Here is a 21,450-nt window from a genome sequence, read left to right as displayed (position 1 = left end):
GATGCAACGCTGGTCTTTGCGGGTGGACCCGCCGTGGTCACTGGACGCTTGGCGCAACGCGGCGCGGGAGGCGTTGCTGCGCGGCGTGCGCCCTGAGCAGCTGGACTGGCTGATGGATTCCGAGTCGTCATTGCTGGATGCGCCAGCGGTGCAGCAGGCGCCGTTGCCCGACGGTGCCACCGCACCGAACGTGCCGCGCGACTTCGTGGAACTGGCCGCGACCTGCCTGTGCCATCGCGATCCGCAGCGCCTGCCGTTGCTGTACCGCCTGTTGTGGCGCATCGCCCACGGCGAACGTACGGTGCTGTCCAATCCTGCCGATGCCGATGTGCTGCGTTTGATGGCGCTGGCGCAGGCGGTGCGCCGCGATACGCACAAGATGAAGGCCTTCGTGCGCTTCCGCGAGGTGCCCGGCGAGACCGACGCGTTCATCGCCTGGTTCGAGCCCGATCACAACATCGTCGACCGCGTTGCACCGTTCTTCGCCCGCCGTTTCGCCGGCATGCGCTGGGCGATCCTGACGCCCACGCGCAGCGTGCAGTGGGATGGCAGCGCGCTATGGTTCGGCGATGGCGGCACCCGCCAGGATGCCCCCGCCGAAGACGCACGCGAAACGCTGTGGCAGACCTATTACGCCAGCATCTTCAATCCGGCGCGGCTCAACACGCGGATGATGCAGCAGGAAATGCCCGCCCGGTACTGGAAGCACCTTCCCGAAGCACAGCTGTTGCCTGGCCTTGTGCGCGATGCGGCCAACCGCGTGCAGGAGATGCACGATCGCCCGGCGCAGGCGCCGCAACGACGTATTCCAGCGCGGCAGAACGATGCCACTGATGCCGCTGCGGACGATGGCAGCCTGCAGGCACTGCGCCAGCAAGCGGCCGTCTGCCGGCAGTGTCCGTTGTGGGAGGCATCCACCCAGACCGTGTTCGGCGAAGGTCGTGCCGATGCACGCATCATGCTGGTGGGCGAACAGCCCGGTGATGTCGAGGACCTGAGTGGTCGCCCCTTTGCGGGACCGGCCGGCAAGTTGCTGGACCGCGCGCTGCAGGAACTGGGCATCGAACGCAGCACGCTGTACCTGACCAACGCGGTGAAGCACTTCCACCACGAACGGCGCGGCAAGCTTCGCCTGCACAAGCGCCCGGAGAGCCGTCATGTACACGCCTGCCGGCCGTGGCTGCAGGGCGAGATCGCACGGGTGAAACCGAAGGTGATCGTCTGCCTGGGTGCCACGGCAGCGACCGCGTTGTTCGGCAGCGACTTCAACCTGATGCGCGACCGTGGCCGCTGGCACGTGCTGGACGATGGCACCCGTGGTTACGCCACGGTGCATCCGGCCTGGGTGCTGCGGCAGAAGGATGAAGCGCGGCGCGAGGACGCCTACAGGCTGTTCCGCGATGACCTGCGGCAGCTGCTGGTGGCCGATTCCGCGCGCGCCGGAGACCGGTAGCGCCGGGCCATGCCCGGCGAGCACAGCGGCACGTCAGGCGGCGTCGATCTGGTTTTCCGGGCGTGCACCGGTGAATGCGTCCAGCTGCTGGCAGGCGGTCTCGATCCGGCGGAGGATCGGGTACGGCGCCAGATCCAGACCGAAGCGGTGCGCGTTGTACAGCTGCGGCAGCAGGCAGATGTCAGCCAGGCCCGGGCGGTCACCGTGGCAGAACGTGCCTGTCTCCCCACTGGCTGCCAGCATCGCCTCCATCGCCGCGAAGCCTTCGGCCATCCAGTGCAGCGTCCATTGCGTGCGTGCATCGGCCGGCAACTGCAGGTCGCGCTCGAGGTACTGCATCACCCGCAGGTTGTTGATCGGGTGGATGTCACAGGCCACCAGTTGCGCCAGCGCCCGCACCCGTGCACGGCCAGCGGCATCGGCCGGCAGCAGCGGCACCTGCGGGAAGCGCTCTTCCAGATACTCCAGGATCGCCAGCGACTGGGTCAGCACGTGCCCGTCATGCAGCAGCGTCGGCACCAACTGCTGCGGATTGAGCCCGCGGTAGGCGTCATGGTGCTGCTCACCGCCCTCGCGCACCAGGTGCACCGGTCGTGCTTCGAAGGCCAGGCCTTTCAATGCCAGGCCGATGCGCACGCGGTAGGCGGCGCTGGATCGCCAGTAGGTGTACAGCACGATGCCGTCGTCGACCGGAATCTCCATCGCCGCCTCCATGCTCAGGGCTTGGCCGCCTGTTCGATGCGCTGCTCGATCGCACCGAAGATGCTGTTGCCGGCGGCATCGAGCATTTCGATGCGGACCACGTCGCCGAAGGACATGAACGGCGTGCTCGGCTTGCCGTCGCGCAGGGTCTCCACCACGCGCTGCTCGGCGAAGCAGGAAGCGCCCTTGCTGGTGTCTTCGTTGGCGATGGTGCCCGAGCCGACGATGGTGCCGGCACTGAGCGGACGCGTCTTCGCTGCGTGTGCGACCAGCTGGGCGAAGTTGAACTGCATGTCGACACCGGCTTCCGGCGCGCCGAACCACTTATCGTTGATGTGGGTCAGCAGCGGCAGGTGCACCTTGCTGTCCTGCCAGGCAGCGCCCAGCTCATCGGGGGTGACGAACACCGGCGACAACGCCGAGCGCGGCTTGGACTGCAGGAAGCCGAAGCCCTTGGCCAGCTCGCCCGGAATCAGGTTGCGCAGCGAGACGTCGTTGACCAGACCGACCAGTTGGATGTGGCCGGCGGCCTGCTCCGGCGTGGCCGCCATCGGCACGTCGTCGGTGATGACCACGATTTCCGCTTCCAGATCGATGCCGTAGTCCTCGCTGACCACCTTGACCGCATCGCGCGGCCCGTAGAAACCGGCACTGGTGGCCTGGTACATCAGCGGATCGCTGTAGAAGCTCTCCGGCACCTCGGCGCCGCGGGCGCGACGGACGCGCTCGACGTGCGGCAGGTAGGCGCTGCCATCAACGAATTCATAGGCGCGCGGCATCGGCGCGGCCAGGGCCTGCGGCTCCAGGTCGAACACGCCATCGGCGTCACCGGCATTGAGCGAGTCATACAGGGCATTCAGGCGCGGAGCCAGATGGCTCCAGTCCTCCAGGGCCAACTGCAGGGTGGCGGCGATGCCGGTGGCGCGCACGCCGTGGCGCAGATCACGCGAGACGACGATGAGGGTGCCGTCGCGGCCGCCTTCCTTCAAGGAACCAAGCTTCATGGTGGATGTCCGGAGTCGTGGGCAAACAAGTTTCAAGTGTAATCAAATATGCGGCGGCGCCAAGCTGCAGCGCGGCATCGGGCCACCCTACCGTAGTGGGGGGTGTCAGGCAGGGCTGCGCCCTGCACCTGCAGATGCTTTCAAGCCACAGCCGGAGCAACATCCAAAGCGGCATTGCGTGGGATGGCGGGGCGGTGTCGGATTGCGGGGACGCCGTAAACCCATCCTTGGGGGCTTGGCCGCGGCATCCATGCCGCGGACACCCCGCAGTCCGACACCGCCCCGCCTTCGACAGTTTCCCGGTGGCCAGTAGATCCACGCCATGCGTGGATGGATCACCATCGAAATCAAATATTTCGACAAGTGAACGTAGAACATCCACGCATGGCGTGGATCTACCGTGTCGACCAAGGTCGACACCCACCAAGCGCAGGCCATGCCATTCCGACAGATTGCGGAGATCTGTCGAAGGCGGGGTGGGTCCGGTTGCGGGGGTGTCCGCGGCATGGATGCCGCGGCCAAGCCTACAGGGACGTACTTGCGGCGTCCTCCGCAACCGGACCCACCCCGCCATCCCACAGGAACCCGGCTTTTGCTTTTGCCGTTGCCGTTGCCGTTGCCGTCGCCGTTGCTGTTGCCTTGGCCTCGGCGGGTGCAGGGCGCAGCCCTGCCGGAAACCCCAACCTGAACAGCCTGTTTTGCGTGAGGTCTGATCCTTCCGCTAGACTATGCGGGTCTGCAGCGGCCGTCCGTTTCCCTCCGGGATCGCCGGCGACAGGGGTCCGCCCCATCGCCCGCCCCCACTCCGACGCCGTTCGTCACGCATTCCAGCCTGCGCTTCGCGTTGGCTGCACCCAATTCTCGCAGCGCGGTTCACGGGAACGCTCCGAGTCAGCCGATCAGTTTGATCTGCCCCCGTCTGTCCGTTCGGACAGGCGTTAACTGTACTTGGAGCAATCTCGATGTCTTTTGAATCCCTGGGCCTTGCGCCCTTCCTGCTGCGTGCGCTCGCCGAGCAGGGCTACGAAACCCCGACCCCGATCCAGCAGCAGGCGATCCCGCTGGTGCTGGCCGGTCGCGACCTGCTGGCCGGCGCACAGACCGGCACCGGCAAGACCGCCGCGTTCGGCCTGCCGCTGCTGCAGCACCTGGGCACCGCTTCGCAGGAAGTGCGTACCGGCCCGCGCAAGCCGCGCGCGCTGATCCTGGCACCGACCCGCGAACTGGCCACCCAGGTGCATGACAGCCTGCGCGGTTACAGCAAGTACCTGCGCATCCCCAGCGCCTGCATCTACGGCGGCGTCGGCATGGGCAACCAGCTCGACATCCTGCGTCGCGGCGTGGACCTGCTGGTGGCCTGCCCGGGCCGCCTGATCGACCACCTGGAGCGTCGCAGCATCGACCTGTCCGGCATTGAACTGCTGGTGCTGGACGAAGCCGACCGCATGCTGGACATGGGCTTCCTGCCCTCGATCAAGCGCATCCTGGCCAAGCTGCCCAAGCAGAACCGCCAGACCCTGCTGTTCTCGGCCACCTTCGAGGACAACATCCGCCAGTTGGCGCTGGAGTTCATGCGCAACCCGGAACAGATCCAGGTGACGCCGAAGAACACCGTGGCCGAGACCATCACCCACAAGGTGCATCCGGTCGACGCCAGCCGCAAGCGCGACCTGCTGCTGCACCTGTTGGCGCAGGACAGCCGCGAGCAGACCCTGGTGTTTGCCCGTACCAAGCACGGCAGCGACAAGCTGGCCGCGTTCCTGGAAAAGTCCGGCATCAAGACTGCGGCGATCCACGGCAACAAGAGCCAGGGCCAGCGCCTGCGTGCGCTGGGTGACTTCAAGGCCGGCCGCGTCACCGTGCTGGTGGCCACCGACATCGCCGCGCGCGGTATCGACATCAACGAGCTGCCGAAGGTGATCAACTTCGATCTGCCGATGGTGGCCGAAGACTACGTGCACCGCATTGGCCGTACCGGCCGCAACGGTGCTACCGGTGAAGCGATTTCGCTGGTTGCGCAGGATGAAGTGAAGCTGCTGCGCGCGATCGTGCGCCTGCTCGGCCGCGACATGGACATCCGCGATGTGCCGGGCTTCGAGCTGCAGACGCCGATCCGCTGGGGCAACAGTGCACCGGGCAAGGCCGAGGCCGATACCGGCGAGCGCGTGCCGCGCAAGACCCACGCCCGCCGTCCGCACGGCGATGCGCCGCGTCATGCACATGCAGGCCCGAAGAAGGCCGGCGGTGGACGCCGCGAGGGCGCTGGCAACGGCCAGCAGCGCGCGGGCGCAGGTGCCGGTCAGGGCCAGCGTCGCGGTGGCGGTGCCAATACGGGTGGCGGCCGTGGCCGCGGCCAGGGTGGCGGCGGCGGTCGCGCCAGCTGATCCCAGCTGACAGGGATGGCGTCGCCCGCTGCGCGGGGGCTGCTTATCGGGGGACGACGCTAACGCGTCGTCCCTTTTTTGTTGCTGGCTGCCGGGTGGTTTGAGAGCTGGCGGTGGGTTTCGTGTGGGCGCTGGGGAGCGAGGTCGGCGCAAAACACGCCGCAACCCATCCATGGGGGCTCGTAGGCGCCATCCATGGCGCCTGCGGTTTTGCGCCGACCCCGCTCCCCAGCGCTTCAGACATTTCCAGCGCCTACTTGTCCCGCCGGGTAGCCGGGAGAAGAAGGATCAAATTCAAATTCAAATTCAAATTCAAAGACAAAAGCCGGAATTCCAGCTTTTGCTTTTGATTTTGCCCTTGCTCCCGCCTTGGGTTTGCTGCATCCGCGCCCGCAGGAAACTGTCTGGGGAGGACGGATGGGCCGCGCAGGACCGCAGGCGCCATGGATGGCGCCTACGAGCCTACAGGGACGTACTTGCGGCGTGTCCTGCGCGGCCCATCCGTCCTCCCAATCCCAGCGTCAGTTCGGCGCGTAATGCCTCAACCCCGCGCTTTACTCGGATTCACCAGATTCCCAAAGAAGATCGCATTGATCAGCAACCGGTCCGTGCCATGCCAGTACTTGCGATGCGCCGGATCATCCGCAAACAGGATCACGTTGCCCTGCCCCTGCGCCGACACCAGCAGCCACGCACTGCCCGCCACGCGACTGCGGTTGCGCTCGGACAGATACCCGTTCACCCGTGGCGTGTCATCGATCCGCACCACCGTGGAAAACCCGTTCGCGCTCGGCTGCAGGATGACCGTGTTCTCCTTGTTGATCGCCAGCTGCCGGCGCGGCACGCCGAATGCCAACGGGTGGCTGGGATCGACGTCGGCGCTGAGGATGTTGCCGCTGACACGCTCGATCGCGGCGATATCACGCTGGTCACCGAAGGCGCGGCGCGCGGTGTCTCCCGCGTCCTCTTCCTTGCCCAGCTTCTCGCCGTCGGCGAGCTTCTGTTCGATCGCCCACTTTGAAGCGCTGCCATAGGTGACCAGTGAGCCGCCGGCCTGGATCCAGCGTTTCAATGCCGCTACCGCGGTTGCGTCGATGCCCGTGTAGGTGCCGCCGGAGAGCACGATCGTGGTGTAGCGGTCCAGCGATACCTTGCCCAGCTGCTGGGGGTCCAGCTTGCTGGCCGGCAGGCGCAGCTGCTGGTCGAGCAGGAACCAGGCCGAACCGATTTCGGTGGCGGCCACGCCCTCGCCCATCACCAGCGCCACTGCTGGCTTGCGCAGTGCCTTGACGCCGTCACTGCCAAGGTCGATGCCATCGCGGCTGCGGCCACTGGACAGCGCATGCACCTGCACGTCGGCTGCCCGCGCTGCGGCGGCGACCGCTTCCTGCAGCACCGCGCCCTGCAGTGGCTGCCCGGCCACCGGTACCACGATGCTGCCACCGGCAAAGGCCACGTCACCCTGTGCGGTGCTGGCGGTGAACGGCTGGAAGGTGGCACGTGTGGACAAGCCCTTGGCCTGCAGGCCGGCCAGTGCGCGGCCCGCGTTGTAGTCGCGCCAGTCGATCACGTAGGCGAAGCCCGCTTCACCACCAATCACCCCGCCCTGTACTTCGGGAACCTCGAGCACGCGGGCGCCGCCGTCGATGCGGCTGCGGCTGCCGGCAGAGGCCACGCCGTAGGCCGGGGCGATCGCATAGCTGGTGCTGCCGTAGAACACGTCGCCCTTGATCGGCGGGGTCTCGGCGAAGATCGAATGGACCAGCCGGAACTGCGCCTGCTGCACCGGCACCACGTAGGCGCTGCCCGCTTCGAAACGCTGGCCATCCACGGTGACGGCGCGATCCAGCGCATGCACTTCAATCCTGTGCAGCAACAGCAGTTCCAGCAGGCGTCGGGTCAATGCCGGATCATGCGCGTCGCCGAATACGAAGCTCTTCACCGGCTGTTGTGCGGCCTGCTTCAGCGCGCTCTGGAAGAACTGCTTCTGCAGATCGAACAGGGCGTTGCGTTCGGTCACTGCACCGCGCACCGTGCCCAAGCCGGTGGCAACCTGGTTGCGGATGGTGAACGGGAACGTCAACAGGCCATTCACCGATTCCTGCACGCGACCACGCGAGCTGGCCTGTTCGACGGTGACGCCGACCGCGCCGTGGAAGTCCGGATAGGTCGAGCCGTACACGGGCGAGAAATTGTCGAAGTTCTCACCGGTGTAGTACAGCGAACCCAGCGCATCGAGCGCCTGGGCGTGGTACTTGGCCAGGGTCTTGTTGAACTCGTACGATGCCGCCGGGATCAACGGACTATGCATGCTCTTCGGCGATGGCTCGAAGTAGTACGTGCTGTCCTTGCCCATCTCGTGGAAGTCGATCTGCACGTTCGGGTACCACTGGTGGAACTGCGCCACCTTGGGCCGCGAATCCTGCTGGGTCAGCGCCAGCCAATCGCGGTTGAGATCGGTGAAGTAGTGGTTGGTGCGGCCCTGCGGGAACGGTTCTACGTGCTCCTTGTCAGCCGGATCGGCCGAGGCCGGATCTGACGCCCAGGCGTTGTGCCAGTTGGCGGCGCGGTCGCGGCCATCGGGATTCTGCGCCGGATCGAACAGCACCACCGCCTGCTGCAGCCACTGCTGCGTTTCCGCGCTGCGATTGGCCACCAGGTAGTACGCGGTCAGCATCGCCGCTTCGCCGCTGGAGGTCTCATTGCCGTGCACGCTGTAGCCCAGCCACACCACCACCGGACTGTCACCGGCAGCGCTGCGCGGCTGTGCCGGATCGACCAGGGTCGCGTGCTGCTGGCGGATCTGTTCCAGCCGCGCGTGGTTGCCGGCAGCGGTGACCGTGGCAATCAGCAGCGGGCGGCCTTCATAGCTGCGACCGATCTCGCGCACGCTGATCCTGTCCGAGTGCTTGGCCAGCTCCTGGAAGTAAGCCACCAGCTGGTCGTGGCGGGTGTAACGGCTGCCGATCGGATAGCCGAGGAACTGCTCCGGCGTGGGAATGGCGGTATCGAATGCCGCTGCATCGGTAGTCTTCGGGAAGAAATAGGCGCTCTGCGCATGCACCGCAGACGGCAGCGATACGGCGGTGGCGACGGCAAGCAACAGCGGGAAAACAGCACGGCGGTGGAAGGACACGGTGACTCCCCAGAAACATGGCAACACGGCCGGCCACACGGGGTGGTCGGCCGCGGCGGGTGGATCAGAAGCGGTAATCGAAGCCCAGCGTGAAGTAGCGGCCACGCAGGTCGTACTGGCTGAAGTCGTACGGCGCACGGATGCCCGGGAACGACGCGTCGTACGGCGGCGTCTTGTCACCCAGGTTCTGCACCTTGGCATACACGGTCAGGTTCTCGATGCCGGTGTAGCCCAGGTACAGATCGAACTGGTTGTAGGCATCGACGCGGCTCTGCACCGCGGCGGCGGCGGTGCTGGCCTTCTGGTCGTAGCCACTGGTGTAGTACCAGGTCACCGCAGCGGTGTAGTCGCTGTACTTCCAGTCGAGGGTGGTGGTGGCCTTGTTCTTCGGCAGGGTGGCGCCGAGGTTGCTGCCGGCATAGTCCACCAACGGGCCGCCGACCACGGTCGGGCGCCGGTAGTCGCGTACGTGGGTGTAGGCCGAGGTCAGGGTAAAGTCACCGAAGGCGGTGGTCGGGATGCGCTGGCGCAGCTCGACGTCGATGCCCGAAGTCTTCAGCTCGCTCAGGTTCTGGTAGCGGTTGTAGACCGCCTGCAGCTTTCCGCGCTCATCGCGCTGCACGGCACCGGCGACGTTGTCGTTGACCAGGGTCTGGGTGTTGTTGGTACCGACCAGGTTGTCCAGCTGGATGCGGTAGTAGTCGATGCTCAGGTTGGTGTTCGACCACGGCGACAGCACCACGCCGAAGTTCACGCTCTTGGTACGCTCCGGCTTCAGGTCGTTGTTGCCGACGGTGAAGAAGGTCGGGTTCTGCCGCGAGCCCGGCACGTCCGGATCACGCGGGTCGACCACGCTGCCGTAGGCGATGCTGGTGCTGTTGGAGTTCTCCGACAGCGACGGCGCACGGAAGCCCTTCGACGCCGAGGCTCGCACCAGCAGGAAATCCAGCGGCTGCCAGCGCAGGCCGAGCTTGGGCGAGAACGCGTCGCCGAAATCATCGTAATGATCGGCGCGGGCGGCGGCGGACAGCTCCAGGGTCGATGCCAGCGGCACGTTGACCTCGGCATAGGCGGCGCTGACCTTGCGCTCGCCGTGCACTTCGGCAATCGCCGGGCGCACCTGCAGGCCGGCGTCGATCTGCCACGGGTTGTTCGAATCGAGCTTCTCGCGGCGCCATTCGGCACCGGCGGCGAAGCCGATGTCGCCGGCCCAGGTGTGGCCGAGGCTGCCGGAGATCTTCGCATCGATGCCCTGCAGCACCGACTCGGCTGGACGCAGGGTGGCGATGTTGATCGAATCGCGTACCGACTGCGGCGTGGCCGCCGGGTTCAGCAGGTTGTAGCTGCCGGTCGCCAGTGCGTTGGCCAGCGCCCAGCGGTTGGCGAAGCCGCCGGAGACAGTTTCGCGCTCGCTGCTGCGCGCGCCGAATGCGGCCACTTCCCAGTCCCACTTCTCGGTGTTGCCACGCAGCCCGAACACACCGCGATAGGCGGTGGAGCGGTTGGTCTTGATGGTGCCGCCGAGGTCGAAGAAGGTGTATTCGATCGGAATCGCGCGGCCGTACGGGTTGTACGGATTGCCGGCCGGCAGGTTGGACGACACCGGCTCGGCCAGGCCGGTCTGCGCGTTCAGTGCGAAGCGACCGCTTTCCAGGGTGAAGAACGGGCTGCTGCCGAACCAGGCAGCGCTCTTGATCTGGCTGTACAGCACTTCGCCGAACGCTTCGACGTTGTCGCCAAGGCGGAAGGTGCCGTTGGCGTAGGCCTGGTAGCGCTTGGTCGAGGGAATCAGGGTGGTGAACGGGGCCTGGTTGAAGCCGCAGGTATCACCGGCCAGACCGTCGATCGGCGCGCTGGCCACGCGGGTGGTGCCGGTGGGGCAGTTGCCGTTGGCATCGAGCATCGGCACGGAGGTGCCATTGACCAGATAGCGTGCGCCCTTGGCCGACCAGCCGTTCCAGCGGCCGCCGGGCTGGTCGCTGTAGATGCCGCTCTTGGTCAGGTTGCGCTCGTCCTGGTCCAGTCGCTCGCGGTTGTAGGCCTGCAGGCTGAAGAGGATGTTGTAGCCATCCTTGTCGATGTCGCCCAGACCGCCGACGAACTTCAGGTTCTGCTCGTGCAGGCCGCCCTGGTCGGCGCCACCGAAGCTGCCGCCGATCTCGGCGCCTTCGAAGTTCTGCCGGGTGATGATGTTGACCACGCCGGCCACTGCATCGCTGCCGTACACCGCGGATGCACCGTCCTTGAGCACTTCGATGCGTTCGACAGCCACCAGCGGCAGCGCGTTGAGATCGACGAAGGTGTCCGACAGGCCGCCGGCCGGGAAGCCGTAGTTGGCCAGGCGCCGGCCGTTGAGAAGCACCAGCGTGTTCTTCTGCGAGAGGCCGCGCAGACCGATGCCGGCCGAGCCCGATGCCCAACCGTTGTTGGTGGTCTCGTTGCTGGCGTTGCCGGTGTTGGCCGAGATCGAGCGCAGCACATCGGCCACGGTGGCCTTGCCGGTCTGTTCCAGCTGCTGGCGGCCGATCACCTGCACGGGGTTGGAGGCTTCGGTATCGGCGCGCTTGATGTTGGAACCGGTGACGCGCACGGCAGCCAGGGTACTGGCGTCGGCGGTGGTTTCGGCGGCGGCAGACAAAGGCGCGGCCAGAGCGACGGCCAGGGCCGCCACGAGCAGGGTGTGCTGGGGCATGACGATGTGGGGGAGGTAGTGGAAGGACGAGGTAAGTTCCGCAGTAATCCATGCCTGGCCGGGCTGCGGCCAATAACATCTCTTCATACGGATATAAGAGAAACTATCATCTCTTCATCCGGATGGAAAGAATTTCTTCACGAAAGGACAACGCGGGACCGGGCTGATCGGGCGCCTGCGGCGTACAATCGCGACATGGAAATCTTCAAAGTCTTCATGCTCGAGGCGGCGCACCGCCTCCCCAACGTGCCGCCGGGGCACAAATGCGCGCGCCTGCACGGCCACTCCTTCCGGGTGGAACTGAAGGTGGAGGGCGAGCCGGGTGCGCAGACCGGCTGGATCATGGATTTCGGCGATGTGAAGGCGGCTTTCCAGCCGATCTACGACCGCCTGGACCACCACTATCTCAATGACATCCCCGGCCTGGAGAACCCGACCAGCGAGAATCTGGCAGTGTGGATATGGAACGAGCTCAAGCCCGTCCTGCCGGCATTGAGCGAGATCACGGTGCACGAAACCTGCACCTCGGGCTGCCGCTACCGCGGCCCTGCCGCCTGATCAACCCACTGATCTGAAAGGAATCCAGGCGCCGGAAACGGCGCCTTCATATTTTTTGTTGCAATGCCGCATGATCGGCGTATGCTGCATTGCATCAATACAAATGCACGGCGGATGCGACTGGCAACAGCCACTGGCGCGACGCCCACGCTCATTGCATGGGTCCCTCCCCCCATGCAATCCGGACCCGGCAGATCCCTCCCTCTGCCGGGTCTTTTTTTTCGCCTCCGCCAGGCAGGCTTCTTCGCCTGGATCAGCCGCGACCGGATGGGCCTCGCCGTGTCCGGTAAGGGTTTGGACAAATGTCCCCCGGCGCCGGCCTGCGGCCGCCCCCTCCTCCTTTACTTTGTCCAAACCCTTACCGGCCACGACGACGCTCGGCTTGCGGGGCCCAGGCGCGCAGATCGCTGCTTTTCCCGAGGCCACCGAAGATCTCCCCATGCAGGGCGGAGGCCCTTGCGTGCGAAGTAAAGGGGGAGGTGACGGCCACCGGCCGGCGCCGGAGGACATTCGCACGCAAGGGCCTCCGCCCTGCGCCGCGCAGAATGAGTTCGTCGCGCAAGGAATACTCAGCGCCCGCGGTTGCCGTGCCAGTGCTGGTACCACGCTTGGAACATCAACACGTTCCACAGGTGCGTATGCCATTTGCGCTCGCCGCGCAGGAACGCCTCCCAGATCGCGCGCACGCGCACCGCATCGAAGCAGCCCTGGTTGCGCAGCAGTTGCGGATCGAGCAGTGCTTCCGCCCAGTCGCGCAGTGGGCCGGCCAGCCAGCGCGCCATCGGCGGGCCGAAACCGCGCTTGGGACGATAGACCAGCGGTGCGGGCAGATAGCGCGACAGCAGATGCTTGAGGATCCGCTTGTGCTCACCGTCGTGGTATTTCAGGTGCTGCGGCAGGCGCCAGGCCAGGCGCACCACCTCCATGTCCAGCAGCGGCGAGCGCGTTTCCACGCCGGCCGCCATGCCTGCACGGTCGACCTTGGCAAGGATGCCTTCGGCCAGATCCATGCGGAAATCCAGCAGCTGGATGCGTGCTTCTGCCGGCAGTGCGGTGTCCTGCTGCTGGAAGATCGTCGCCGGCTCGCGTGCGCCCAACACCACCTGGGTCGGCTGCCGCCAGCGGGTGACGCGCTGCAGGTAATGCCCCTCCACATCGTTGGCCGCCACTTCGGCCACCAGTGCCCGCCAACCGCCAAGCCGCCCCCGCTCCACGTTCAAGCGGCTGCTGCCACGCCGCGCGAGATCACGCACCCAGTCCGGCAGGCCACCGCACAGGCGCGCATTGCGCAACGCGCGGCCGTAGCTTGGGTGGCCGAAGAACAGTTCATCGCCGCCGTCGCCGGTCAACGCCACCGGCTTGCGCGCGCCGAGCAGCTCGCTGGCCAGCAAGGTGGGCAGCTGCGAGGCATCGGCGAACGGTTCGCACCAGACCTGCGGCAAGCGCTGCAGCAGATCCAGACCCTGCCGGCTGTCCATCCTGTGCAGGTGGTGATGCACGCCCAGATGGCGGGCGACCTGCGAGGCCCAGTCGCTCTCGTCGTGACCGGGGTCATCGAAACCCACCGTCCATGCTTCGACCGGCAACGCCGATTGCGCCTGCATCATCGCCACCACCAGCGACGAATCGGTACCGCCGGACAGGAACGCACCGCAGGCCACGGGTGAATGCATGCGCGCGGCGATCGCCTGCTGCAGCACCACCTCCAACTGGTCGGTGGCCTGCTCCAGGCTGGGCGCCGGCTGCAACGGCTCCTGCAGCGCTGATTGCATCGCATCGCGCGCGCACCAGTAGCGATGGCCTCCCTGCGTCGCCTGCGTTGATCCGCCGGCGGCATGGTCGTTGAGGTCCACGCGCAGCATCGCCCCGGCCACCAGCTTGTGGATGCCGCGATAGATGGTATGCGGCGCAGGCACATAGTCATGGCGCAGCAGCAGGCTCAATGCATCCTGGTCGATGCTGGGAGCGAACCCGGCGAAGGCCTGCAGCGCTTTCAACTCCGAAGCGAACAGGAACTGGCCCTGGTACCACCCGTAATACAACGGCCGTTCGCCGACCGGGTCGCGCGCCAGCCAGAGTTCATGCGCATGGCGGTCCCAGACGCTGAACGCAAACGCCCCTTCGATGCGCGACAGCGCACGCTGCACGCCCCACTCGACGATGGCCTGCAGCAGCAGGCGTGCATCGGTGCAGCTGCGCGGCAGATCGCGCAGCTGCGACTGCAGCGCCGCCCTGTTGTAGATGCGGCCATCCAGGCACAGCACGTAACGCCCACAGCTGGAACTGAGCGGCTGCAACGGCATGTCGGTCGGCGCGCGGCAATGACCAAGGGCCAGTCCTGCGTCGGCATCGGTCCAGTAACCGATGCGACCGCGGCCGCGCTGCTGCAGCGCCCGCAGCATCGGCGCCAGCTGCTGCAGCAGCTGCTCGTCGTCGGCAGGCGGCAGCCAGGCCCCGACCACGCCGCTCATCGCTGGCCTCCATGGCAATGGCAATCAAGGGAAAGCACGGGACAGGAGGCGGACGGCATGAGGGCGGCACGCGGATGGGGAGAGCTGCCATGCTCCGCCCCGCCGCGCGCCACGTCAGTCGTAGCGCTGTCAGCGACCGTCACCGCAGGCGCGCCTTGCGTAACGTTTTGTAACAACCGGATTGCTACCCTGCAGCCAAGTCATTGCCCGGCCTGAGGCCCGGCCCGTGCGCCAGCAACCCCGGCTGAATGGCGCCCGCCCCCAGGACCCGGGCGGCCCGACAGCTGGGATAGCATCGCCGCGCTCGTGCCACGGCGGTACGGAAGCGCCCCGGAGGCCTTGTAAATGCTGGATATCGTACTGGTTGAAGACGACGCTCGGCTGGGCACGATGGTCAGCGACTACCTGCAGCGCCACGGTTACCAGGTCGCCCATGAGCGCTGCGGCCAGCGCGCGATCGCCCGGATCCTCAGCGAAAAGCCGGCGCTGGTCCTGCTCGACATCGGCCTGCCGGGCCAGGATGGTTTCGAAGTGTGTCGGCAGATCCGGCCCCACTATGACGGGATCATCTGCGTGCTGAGCGCCCGTACCGACAACATCGACCAGGTGCTGGGGCTGGAACTGGGCGCCGACGACTACATCGGCAAGCCGATCGAACCGCGGGTGCTGCTGGCCCGGCTGCGCGCCCATCTGCGCCGCCACCGTCGGGTCGAGCCACGCGATGAAGCGCTGCGTTTCGGTGAACTGAGCATCGATCCGTCCACCCGCAACGTGCACCTGCAGGGCCGCCTGCTGGAGCTGACCACCGCCGAATTCGACCTGCTGTTCCTGCTGGCCGGCAACGCGGGCCAGATCCTCGACCGCGATGCGCTGCTGCGCGGCCTGCGCGGCATCGCCTTCGATGGCCTGGACCGCTCGATCGATGCACGCATCTCGCGCCTGCGGCGCAAGCTGGGCGACAACCCGGAACAGCCCGAGCGGATCAAGACCGTGCGCGGCCGTGGTTACCTGTTCAGCCGATCGGCATGGGGATGAAGCACCCATCTTCGGCCATGCGTGGCCACGCCTTCCACTTCCTGCGCTACGGCATCGGCTTCCTCGTCGTCCACCTTCTGCTGATCGTCGCCGGGTTGTGGGCCTGGGATGCGCTGCTGGAAGATCGCACCGAGGCCAGCCTGCAGGCGGAAATGCGCGGCCCACATGCGATGCTGCAACATCGCTTCGCCGAAACGCCGCCGGCGCAGTGGCCAGCCCTGGCACAACAGCTGGACAGCGATTTCGCCTATCCGCTGCAGCTGATGCCGCTGACCGAGGCTGCCGCGATACTGCCGGCGAAACAGCGCAAGGGCTTGCTCAACGGACACGTGCAGATCGAGCTGGACAGCATGCGCAGCCTGCAGCGCGTCGGCAACAGCAGCAGTGCGCTGATCCTGGGACCGTTGGACCAGGCCCTGCCCGAGGAAGGCTGGCAGGACAGCGAAGCCTCCGGCGTGGCCATCATCCTGCTGATCCTGATGGTGGCGGTGGCGCTGCCGATGTATGTGATGGTCTACCGGCTGTGGCGGGATGTCTCGCAACTGGCGCAGACCGCGCGACGGATGCGCGATGGTCAGCTCGACAGCCGTGCGCCGCGCGCCGGTACCGCGCTGGTGCGCCCGTTGGCCAAGGCGTTCAACCACATGGCCGAACAGCTGCAGTTGCTGCTGGAAAGCCAGCGCGTGCTGGCCCAGGCGGTGGCGCACGAAGTACGCACGCCGCTGGCACGGATGCGCTTCGGCCTTGCAGACCTGGAAGAAACCGGACTGGATGATGCCCAGCGCGATGCACTGTCGGGGCTGCGCATCGATGTGGACCGGCTGCAGCACCTGACCGACGCCGGCGTTGAATATGCGGCACTCGGGCGCTGCCATCAGCTCACCCGTCAGCGCCTGCAACTGGCCGCACTGGTACGCGGGGTGGTCGACCAGTTCGCACCACTGACGATCCCGGTGCAGCTGGACCTGTCACCCGCAGGGCTGGTCAACGTCAACCGGCACATGCTGGAACTGGCGCTGCGCAACCTGCTGGGCAACGCGCTGCGTTATGCGCGTCGGCAGATCCGCATTGTCAGCACGCTCAACGAGGGATGGCTGTGCCTGCAGGTGGAGGACGACGGCCCCGGCATCGCTGTTGAACTGCGCAGCCAGGTATTGCAGCCCTACGTGCGGCTGGACCAGGCCAGCCCGGGTTTCGGGCTGGGGCTGGCGCTGGTGCAGGTGGTGGCGGACAAGCATCGCGGCCACGTGGAAGTGGCTGATTCGGCGCTCGGTGGTGCCTGCATCCGGCTGCTGCTGCCGATGGAAAGCGGTGTCGCGCCACCGGCAGAAGACGTCTAGTTCGTCTCCGCATCCGCGCGTGGCAAGGCGAACACGAACAGCGCACCCTGCTCGCTTTCGCGCAGATCGATGCGGCGGCCGTGCAGCTGCACGATGCGCTGCACGATCAGCAGGCCGAGCCCGCCGTTTTCGCCACGCCGTGCCCCCAGTGCCGCCGGCGCCTGGAACAGCTGCCCACGCAGCGCTGGCGGCACCCCGGGGCCATCGTCCTGTACCGCCACCTGCACACTGTCGGGCAGTGCGTACAGCTGCACCTGCACGCGGCCACCGTCCGGTGCATGCCGCAGCGCGTTGTCGAGCAGGTTGGTCAGCACGCGCTCCACAAGGCCAAGATCGGCGCGTACCAGCGGCAGGCCCGGCGGGAACTCAGCATGCAGGCGCTGCCCGCGTGCCTGTGCGGCCAGTTCGAATTTCTGCAGCACGTCCTGCAGCAGTTCCGGCAGCGCGAACACTTCCCACTCCAGCCGCACTTCGCCGTGTTCCAGCCGCGCCAGTTCGAACAGTGCGCGGGCAAGACGGCCGACCTTGGCGCTCTGCGCCAGCGCGATACCGAGATAGCGACGGCGCTCCTGCGGCGACAGCGTGGCTTCCTTCAGCGCCAGCGTTTCCAGGTAACCGTGCAGCGAGGACAACGGCGTACGCAGGTCGTGCGAGATGTTGGCCACCAGTTCGCGGCGCTGCAGGTCCTGCTGGCGCAGCTGCTGCCACTGTTCGCCCAGCCGTTGTGCCATCTGTGCATGGGCATGTTCGAGGATCTTCAGTTCATCGCGCTCGCCCGCGCGCAGCGGTACCGGCGCGGGCAGCGGCGTCGGTGCGTCGATGTCGAAGGCCTGTATGCGCCGGGTGACCTGGCGCAGCGGTCGGGTCACCCAATAGAAGGCCACCAGGCCGGCAAGCAGGCCCAGCCCGCCTATCAACAGCACCGACCACAGCGTGGTGTGCCATTGACTGCCGGCGGCCAGATCATCGGCCAGCATCTGCCGGTGTTCGCCCACCAGCACCACGTACACGTAGCCGGCCTGGCGCCCCTGCACCACCAGCGGCGCGACACTGAACACCTTGCGACCATCGGTGCTGCGCGGATCGTCACCGAGGATCGGCAGCGCCGCGCCGGACAACAGGCGCCGCAGCGGTGCCACGTCCACCTGGCTGCGCATCAGGTGGCCGCTGGGCGCATCGTGGCCGAGGATGCGGCCCTGGTCGTCCAGCAGGTACACCTCGACACTGGGGTTGACCGCCATCAGCTGGCCGAACAATGCGCGCACCGCCGCATCGCGCATGCCGCTGGTGTCCATCAGTTCACTGCGCTGGGCAATGTGCTCGGCCAGCCCCAGCGACAGGCGCTGCACCACTTCCTGCTCATGCCGGGTATTGGTGCGCATCTGCCAGGCCAGCAGCGCCATGCAGCACGTCAGCATCAGCGCTGACATCACCAGCGCCAGTTTCTGCCACAGGTTCGGCTTGATCATGCTGCCGCCCCGGCCGGGTCGACCAGCTTGTAGCCGCGCCCCCATACCGTCAGCAGACGCCGTGGGTTGCCCGGGTCGGTTTCGATCTTGCTGCGCAGGCGGTTGATGTGGGTGTTGACCGTGTGCTCGTAACCATCGTGCTGGTAGCCCCAGACCTGGTTGAGCAGTTCCATCCGCGCAAACACCTGGTCCGGGTGGCGGGCAAAGAACAGCAGCAGTTCGAACTCACGCGGTGTCAGTTCCAGTGCATTGCCATCGACGGCGGCAGTACGCGCGACCGGGTCCAGGCGCAGCCCGCCAAGTTCGATCGCCCCGGCATCGATGCGCGCGTTCTGTGCCATGGCTTCGGCGCGGCGCAGCAGCGCACGCACGCGTGCCACCAGCTCCGCCATCGAGAACGGCTTGGCCAGGTAGTCGTCCGCGCCCAGTTCCAGGCCGACGATGCGCTGGGTTTCGCTGCCGCGCGCACTGATGATGATGATCGGCACATAGCGCGCCATCGCGCGTGCACGCTGGCAGACCTGCAGGCCATCCACGCCCGGCAGCATCACGTCCAGCACCAGCGCATCCCACGGGCCTTCCTGTTCGATCAGGCGCAGGCCGGCATCGCCGCTGGCGGCGTGCGCGACTTCATAGCCCTCATCACCCAGGTGCATGCGCAGCAGGTCGGCGATATGGGCATCGTCTTCAACGATCAGGACACGTTTGGCGGACATCGGCAGGTTCGGGCCAGTGGGGAGGCTGCCCGCATTGTGGCGCGGGAGCGGCGTGGATACCTCACGAAAAATTGAATCCTGCGTGAGGATTCGTTGACCGGAGGGGGCGCAGCATGACCCCGTCGCCCCTTCCCGGAGTCCACCATGTCCCTCACCCGCCGCCATCTGCTGGGCCTGGGCGGTGCTGTCACCGCCGCCGGCCTGCTGGGCCTGGGCGCGTGCAGCCGCGCTGCCCCCGCCGCTGCCGAGGCACGGCCTTCGCGACAGTTCGAGGTGGCCCGCAGCGATGCCGAGTGGCGCCGGCTGCTGAGCCCGGCGCAGTATGCCGTGCTGCGCCAGCAGGCCACCGAACACCCCTGGAGCAGCCCGCTGAACAAGGAACACCGGCAGGGTACGTTCGCCTGCGCCGGCTGCGCGTTGCCGCTGTTCTCGTCGTCCACCAAGTTCGAGAGCCACACCGGCTGGCCCAGCTTCTGGGCGCCGCTGCACAACGCCATCGGCGAGGACCGTGACACCACCTTCGGCATGTTGCGGGTGGAAGCACATTGCCGTCGTTGTGGCGGCCACCTCGGCCACGTGTTCAACGACGGCCCGCGCCCGACCGGACTGCGCTACTGCATGAACGGCGCCGCGATGGCGTTCATTCCCGGGGCTGCACAACAGGACGCCGCCGGCGACTGGCGCGTGCCGCTGGGTTCTTCCCCTACTTCGGGAGCGTGATGATGCTGCTGTTGCTGCTTGCCTATCTCGGGGGCGTGCTGACCCTGCTCAGCCCGTGCATCCTGCCGGTGCTGCCGTTCGTGTTCGCACGCGCCGATCGTCCTTTCCTGCGCAGCACCCTGCCGCTGCTGCTGGGCATGGCGCTGACCTTCACCGTGGTTGCCAGCCTGGCCGCGGTCGGCAGCCAGTGGGTGGCGCAGGCCAACCAGATCGGCCGCTGGGTGGCACTGGTGCTGATGGCCGTGTTCGCCATCGCGCTGCTGTGGCCGACACTGGCCGACCATCTGCTGGCGCCGTTCCAGCGCATCGGTGCGCGCCTGAGCGCGCGTGCCGACGCCGCTGATGCGGCCGGCCGTGGCGGCGCCAGGACTTCGCTGCTGATCGGCATCGCCACCGGCCTGCTGTGGGCGCCCTGCGCAGGCCCGATTCTCGGCCTGGTGCTGACCGGCGCCGCCCTGAACGGCGCCAGCGTCGGCACCAGTTCGCTGCTGCTGGCCTACGCGCTGGGCGCAGTCACCGCGCTGGCGCTGGCGGTGTGGGTGGGTGGCCGCGTGTTCCGGGCGCTGCAGGCCCGGCTCGGCCTGGGCAATGTGGTGCGTCGGGTACTGGGCGTGGCCGCGCTGCTGGCGGTAGTGGCGATCGGCCTGGGCTGGGACACCGGCCTGCTGACCCGTCTGTCCGCGGTCAGTACCGCACGCATCGAACAGGGCCTGCTGGATGCCGTGCCCGACGCGCAACCAGCAGCAGCACCGCCGATGATGATGATGGCGGCCGGGCAGGCAGGCGCGCCGCTGCCGGTGGAAGGCACACTGCCTTCGCTGAGCGGCGCCACCGGCTGGCTCAACAGCCCACCGCTGAGTGCCGAGCAGCTGCGCGGCAAGGTGGTGCTGATCGATTTCTGGACCTACTCCTGCATCAACTGCCTGCGCGCGATGCCATTCGTGCACGAGTGGGCGCAGCGTTACCGCGACCATGGCCTGGTGGTGGTCGGCGTGCATACGCCGGAGTTCGCGTTCGAGCGCGACCCGCGCAACGTGATGAAGGCCGTGCAGCAGCTGAAGGTCGAGTACCCGGTCGCGCTCGACAACCAGTATTCGATCTGGCGCGCGTTCAACAACCGCTACTGGCCGGCGCACTACTTCATCGACGCGCAGGGCAACATCCGCGGTCACCAGTTCGGCGAGGGCAACTACGCGCACTCCGAACAGGTGATCCGTCGTCTGCTGGTGGAAGCCGGCCAGACCGACCTGCCACCGCCTGCAGACCCCGCTGCGGCCGACCTGCAGGGCGTAGCCACGCAGGCCGACATGGGCAACCTGCGCTCGCCGGAAACCTACCTGGGCCACGCACGTGCCGAGCAGTTCGCCTCGCCGGGCGGGCAGCGCGTCGACGCAGCTTTCGGCTACGCGTTGCCGTCCACCCTGGCGCTGAACCAATGGGGCCTGTCCGGACAGTGGCGGGTCGACGATGAAGCGGCACAGCTGCAGCAGGCCGGCGGCCGCATCGCCTTCCAGTTCCATGCCCGCGACCTGCATCTGGTGCTGGCACCGGGCGAGGACGGAACGCCGGTGCGCTTCCGCGTGCTGCTTGATGGTAAGCCACTGCCAGCGGCCGATGCCGGCGCCGACGTGGCGACCGATGGCACCGGCACCGTCAACGAGCACCGCCTGTACCAGCTGATCCGCCAGCGCGGCACGATCGGCCCGCATCGTTTCGAGATCGAATTCCTCGACGCAGGCGTGCAGGCCTACGCCTTCACCTTCGGTTGAA

Annotated in this window: 14 protein-coding genes; 7 read left to right on the top strand and 7 right to left on the bottom strand. The window is 67.0% G+C overall.

The genetic code is table 11. The annotated features are described in order from the left end of the window. Position 1 precedes the first annotated feature (1 nt). Positions 2-1,453, top strand: a complete 1,452-nt coding sequence (locus CR156_RS22440; protein ID WP_243382195.1) for a UdgX family uracil-DNA binding protein — start codon at positions 2-4, stop codon at positions 1,451-1,453. 33 nt (positions 1,454-1,486) lie between these two features. Here CR156_RS22440 and maiA read toward each other — a convergent pair whose 3' ends face one another. Both maiA and CR156_RS22430 read right to left on the bottom strand, forming a co-directional pair. Continuing rightward, on the bottom strand, positions 1,487-2,155 hold the full coding sequence (maiA, locus tag CR156_RS22435) for a maleylacetoacetate isomerase (RefSeq protein ID WP_100554658.1): 669 nt from the start codon (positions 2,153-2,155) through the stop codon (positions 1,487-1,489). 14 nt (positions 2,156-2,169) lie between these two features. Further along, positions 2,170-3,159: a fumarylacetoacetate hydrolase family protein gene (locus CR156_RS22430; protein ID WP_100554657.1), complete on the bottom strand. Its 990-nt coding sequence runs from the start codon at positions 3,157-3,159 to the stop codon at positions 2,170-2,172. Between the two features lie 962 nt (positions 3,160-4,121). On the opposite strand from CR156_RS22430, the gene CR156_RS22415 reads away from it, so the two are divergent. Then, complete coding sequence (locus CR156_RS22415) at positions 4,122-5,543, top strand: DEAD/DEAH box helicase (protein ID WP_089238573.1); 1,422 nt, start codon at positions 4,122-4,124, stop codon at positions 5,541-5,543. 541 nt (positions 5,544-6,084) lie between these two features. Here the strand turns inward: CR156_RS22415 and CR156_RS22410 are convergent. Together CR156_RS22410 and CR156_RS22405 are read right to left on the bottom strand one after the other, a co-directional pair. Then, on the bottom strand, positions 6,085-8,679 hold the full coding sequence (locus CR156_RS22410; RefSeq protein WP_100554654.1) for a M14 family zinc carboxypeptidase: 2,595 nt from the start codon (positions 8,677-8,679) through the stop codon (positions 6,085-6,087). A 64-nt stretch (positions 8,680-8,743) separates the two neighbouring features. Next, positions 8,744-11,371 carry a TonB-dependent receptor plug domain-containing protein gene (locus CR156_RS22405; RefSeq protein ID WP_100554653.1) on the bottom strand — a complete coding sequence of 876 codons (2,628 nt, stop codon included), beginning with the start codon at positions 11,369-11,371 and terminating at the stop codon, positions 8,744-8,746. A 195-nt stretch (positions 11,372-11,566) separates the two neighbouring features. Between CR156_RS22405 and queD the strand changes: the two genes are divergently transcribed. Next, a complete protein-coding gene (gene queD / locus CR156_RS22400; protein ID WP_100554652.1) occupies positions 11,567-11,929 on the top strand; it encodes a 6-carboxytetrahydropterin synthase QueD in 363 nt (120 codons plus the stop codon). A gap of 569 nt (positions 11,930-12,498) precedes the next feature. On the opposite strand, the gene asnB is transcribed toward queD, so the two are convergent. Further along, positions 12,499-14,400 (bottom strand): asparagine synthase (glutamine-hydrolyzing), encoded by a 1,902-nt coding sequence (gene asnB / locus CR156_RS22395; protein WP_100554651.1) that lies wholly within the window; start codon positions 14,398-14,400, stop codon positions 12,499-12,501. A 345-nt stretch (positions 14,401-14,745) separates the two neighbouring features. On the opposite strand from asnB, the gene CR156_RS22390 reads away from it, so the two are divergent. Next, positions 14,746-15,435 carry a winged helix-turn-helix domain-containing protein gene (locus CR156_RS22390; protein WP_099821602.1) on the top strand — a complete coding sequence of 230 codons (690 nt, stop codon included), beginning with the start codon at positions 14,746-14,748 and terminating at the stop codon, positions 15,433-15,435. Next, positions 15,432-16,775 (top strand): ATP-binding protein, encoded by a 1,344-nt coding sequence (locus CR156_RS22385; RefSeq protein WP_100554650.1) that lies wholly within the window; start codon positions 15,432-15,434, stop codon positions 16,773-16,775. The genes CR156_RS22390 and CR156_RS22385 overlap by 4 nt, the downstream gene beginning before the upstream one ends. Here the strand turns inward: CR156_RS22385 and CR156_RS22380 are convergent. Together CR156_RS22380 and CR156_RS22375 are read right to left on the bottom strand one after the other, a co-directional pair. Further along, a complete protein-coding gene (locus CR156_RS22380; RefSeq protein WP_100554649.1) occupies positions 16,772-18,244 on the bottom strand; it encodes a sensor histidine kinase in 1,473 nt (490 codons plus the stop codon). The genes CR156_RS22385 and CR156_RS22380 overlap by 4 nt on opposite strands. Continuing rightward, entirely contained in the window at positions 18,241-18,960 is a 720-nt protein-coding gene (locus CR156_RS22375) for a response regulator transcription factor (protein WP_100554648.1), read from the bottom strand. Before CR156_RS22375 ends, CR156_RS22380 begins: the two co-directional genes overlap by 4 nt. Before the next feature lie 144 nt (positions 18,961-19,104). Between CR156_RS22375 and msrB the strand changes: the two genes are divergently transcribed. Together msrB and CR156_RS22365 are read left to right on the top strand one after the other, a co-directional pair. After that, positions 19,105-19,680: a peptide-methionine (R)-S-oxide reductase MsrB gene (gene msrB / locus CR156_RS22370; protein WP_100554647.1), complete on the top strand. Its 576-nt coding sequence runs from the start codon at positions 19,105-19,107 to the stop codon at positions 19,678-19,680. Between the two features lie 2 nt (positions 19,681-19,682). Next, a complete protein-coding gene (locus CR156_RS22365; RefSeq protein WP_100554646.1) occupies positions 19,683-21,449 on the top strand; it encodes a cytochrome c biogenesis protein DipZ in 1,767 nt (588 codons plus the stop codon). The last annotated feature ends 1 nt before the right edge of the window (position 21,450 follow it).

Source organism: Stenotrophomonas lactitubi, from assembly GCF_002803515.1.
Lineage (GTDB): Bacteria > Pseudomonadota > Gammaproteobacteria > Xanthomonadales > Xanthomonadaceae > Stenotrophomonas > Stenotrophomonas lactitubi.
The sequence above is the reverse complement of the archived record's forward strand: the minus strand, read 5'-3'. Positions and strand labels throughout refer to the sequence as shown.

Bases quoted from the DNA above. Each gene is read 5' to 3' on its own strand.
- CR156_RS22390 (WP_099821602.1), top strand. From the start codon at position 14,746: ATGCTGGATATCGTACTGGTTGAAGACGACGCTCGGCTGGGCACGATG.
- maiA (WP_100554658.1), bottom strand. From the start codon at position 2,155: ATGGAGATTCCGGTCGACGACGGCATCGTGCTGTACACCTACTGGCGA.
- asnB (WP_100554651.1), bottom strand. From the start codon at position 14,400: ATGAGCGGCGTGGTCGGGGCCTGGCTGCCGCCTGCCGACGACGAGCAG.
- msrB (WP_100554647.1), top strand. From the start codon at position 19,105: ATGTCCCTCACCCGCCGCCATCTGCTGGGCCTGGGCGGTGCTGTCACC.
- CR156_RS22385 (WP_100554650.1), top strand. From the start codon at position 15,432: ATGAAGCACCCATCTTCGGCCATGCGTGGCCACGCCTTCCACTTCCTG.
- CR156_RS22375 (WP_100554648.1), bottom strand. From the start codon at position 18,960: ATGTCCGCCAAACGTGTCCTGATCGTTGAAGACGATGCCCATATCGCC.
- queD (WP_100554652.1), top strand. From the start codon at position 11,567: ATGGAAATCTTCAAAGTCTTCATGCTCGAGGCGGCGCACCGCCTCCCC.
- CR156_RS22365 (WP_100554646.1), top strand. From the start codon at position 19,683: ATGCTGCTGTTGCTGCTTGCCTATCTCGGGGGCGTGCTGACCCTGCTC.
- CR156_RS22405 (WP_100554653.1), bottom strand. From the start codon at position 11,371: ATGCCCCAGCACACCCTGCTCGTGGCGGCCCTGGCCGTCGCTCTGGCC.
- CR156_RS22430 (WP_100554657.1), bottom strand. From the start codon at position 3,159: ATGAAGCTTGGTTCCTTGAAGGAAGGCGGCCGCGACGGCACCCTCATC.
- CR156_RS22380 (WP_100554649.1), bottom strand. From the start codon at position 18,244: ATGATCAAGCCGAACCTGTGGCAGAAACTGGCGCTGGTGATGTCAGCG.
- CR156_RS22415 (WP_089238573.1), top strand. From the start codon at position 4,122: ATGTCTTTTGAATCCCTGGGCCTTGCGCCCTTCCTGCTGCGTGCGCTC.
- CR156_RS22440 (WP_243382195.1), top strand. From the start codon at position 2: ATGCAACGCTGGTCTTTGCGGGTGGACCCGCCGTGGTCACTGGACGCT.